At 73.6% G+C, this 2,103-nt stretch carries 2 protein-coding genes; both read right to left on the bottom strand.

Annotated elements, in window-relative coordinates; translation table 11 throughout:
- Positions 1-1,751: carbamoyl-phosphate synthase large subunit (carB, locus tag Q7W29_14720; protein ID MDO9173075.1), on the bottom strand; the 1,751-nt coding region annotated here is incomplete at its 3' end.
- On the bottom strand, positions 1,738-2,103 hold a 366-nt coding region (locus tag Q7W29_14715; GenBank protein ID MDO9173074.1), incomplete at its 5' end, for a carbamoyl phosphate synthase small subunit. The genes Q7W29_14715 and carB, both read right to left, overlap by 14 nt.

Genomic DNA, 2,103 nt, shown 5'->3' with positions numbered 1-2,103 from the left:
GCCGACAGGGCCCAGCAGGCCTGCACGCAGCAGAAGTCGAACTCCAGGCCCTGCCCGATGCGGTTGGGCCCGCCGCCCAGGACCACGACCTTCGGTCGCGACGAGGGGGCCGCCTCGCAGCCGCGCTCGTAGCACGAGTAGAGGTAGGGCGTGCGGGCCGCGAACTCCGCGGCGCAGGTGTCGACGCGGTAGTACGAGGGCACAACGCCCAGCTCGCGCCGTCGCGCGCGCACCGCGGCCGGGTCCAGACCGCGCAGGCGGGCGATCTGCGTGTCGGCGAAACCCAGCCGTTTGGCCGCCCGCAGCAGTCCCTCGTCCAGGGCGGGCGCCGCGCGCAGCCCGGCTTCGAAGTCCAGCAGCCGCACGAGCTGCGCCGTGAACCAGGGATCGTAACCGGCGTCCGCCGCGGCCAGCGCGCCGGCCGTGCGGTCGTCCCCCAGCAGGGCGGCCAGGTGGAAGAGCCGGTCGGCGGTCGGCCGCCGCGCGGCATCCCCCTCCGGCGCGTAGCGTGCCGCCAGATCCGCGCCGAACCCGTCCAGCCCGATCTCCAGGCTGCGGATCGCCTTGTTCAGCGCCTCGGGGAAGGTGCGGCCGATGGCCATGGCCTCGCCCACGCTCTTCATCTGCGGGCCGAGCGTCGCGTCCACGCCGGGGAACTTCTCGAAGTTCCAGCGCGGGATCTTCACCACGCAGTAGTCGAGGCTGGGCTCGAAGCTGGCGGGTGTGACGCCCGTGATGTCGTTGGTGATCTCGTCGAGCGTGTAGCCGACGGCGATCAGGGCCGCCAGCTTGGCGATGGGAAATCCGGTGGCCTTGCTGGCCAAGGCCGAGGAGCGCGAGACACGCGGGTTCATCTCGATGACCATGGTCTCGCCGGTGCGCGGGTCGACGGCGAACTGGACGTTGCTGCCGCCGGTCTCGACGCCCACGGCGTCGGTGACGCGCCGCGCCAGGTCGCGCAGGTCCTGCAGCTCGACGTCGGTGAGCGTCTGGGCCGGCGCCACGGTGATGCTGTCGCCTGTGTGCACGCCCATCGGGTCGAGGTTCTCGATCGCGCAGACCACGACGAAGTTGCCGGCCCCGTCGCGCATCACCTCCAGCTCGTACTCCTTCCAGCCCAGCAGCGACCGCTCGACCAGCACCTCGCCGACGGGGCTCTGGCGCAGGCCGTGCGCGACAGCCGCCTCCAGCCCGGCGAGGTCGCGGGCGACGCCGCCGCCGGCGCCGCCGAGGGTGCGCGAGGCCCGCACCAGGGCGGGGAAGCCCACCTCGCGGGCGGCGTCGGCGACCTCGCCGGCCGCGCGCACGAAGCGGCTCACCGGCACCGGCAGGCCGGCGGCGATCATGGCGGCCTTGAAGCGGGAGCGGTCCTCGGCGGTGCGGATCGCCTCGAGGCGGGCGCCGATCAGCTCCACGCCGAATCGCTCCAGCGTGCCGCGCTCGGCCAGCTCCACGGCCAGGTTCAACGCCGTCTGGCCGCCGACGGTGGGCAGCAAGGCGTCGGGCCGCTCACGCTCGATGATGCGCTCCAGGAAGCCGTCGGTCAGCGGCTCCACGTAGGTCGCGTCCGCCAGCTGCGGGTCGGTCATGATCGTCGCGGGGTTCGAGTTCGCCAGCACGACGCGGTAGCCCTCGGCGCGCAGGGCCTTGCAGGCCTGCACACCCGAGTAGTCGAACTCGCAGCCCTGGCCGATGGCGATCGGTCCGGCGCCCACGATCAGGATGGTCCGCAGGTCGTCACGCCTGGGCATGGGTCGCCTCCCCGCGCGCGGCCGCCATCAGGGCGACGAAGTCGTCGAAGTGCCGCAGCGAATCGCGCGGCCCCGGCGCGCTCTCGGGGTGGTACTGCACCGCGAAGGCCCGCAGCGCCGGCGCCGCCAGCCCCTCGCAGCAGCCGTCGTTCAGGTTGACCAGGGTGACCGCGGCGCCCTCGGGCAGCGTGGCGGGGTCGACGGCGAAGCCGTGGTTGTGCGCGGAGATTTCCACGCGGCCGCCCGCCGGCGCGCGCACGGGCTGGTTGCCGCCGCGGTGGCCGAACTTCAGCTTGTAGGTGCGCGCGCCCAGGGCCAGGGCCAGGATCTGGTGGCCGAGGCAGATGCCGAA

It is taken from the genome of bacterium, assembly GCA_030654305.1.
In the GTDB taxonomy this organism is placed as follows: domain Bacteria; phylum Krumholzibacteriota; class Krumholzibacteriia; order LZORAL124-64-63; family LZORAL124-64-63; genus PNOJ01.
Note: the sequence above shows the minus strand (reverse complement) of the source record. Positions and strands in the feature narration are given on the sequence as shown.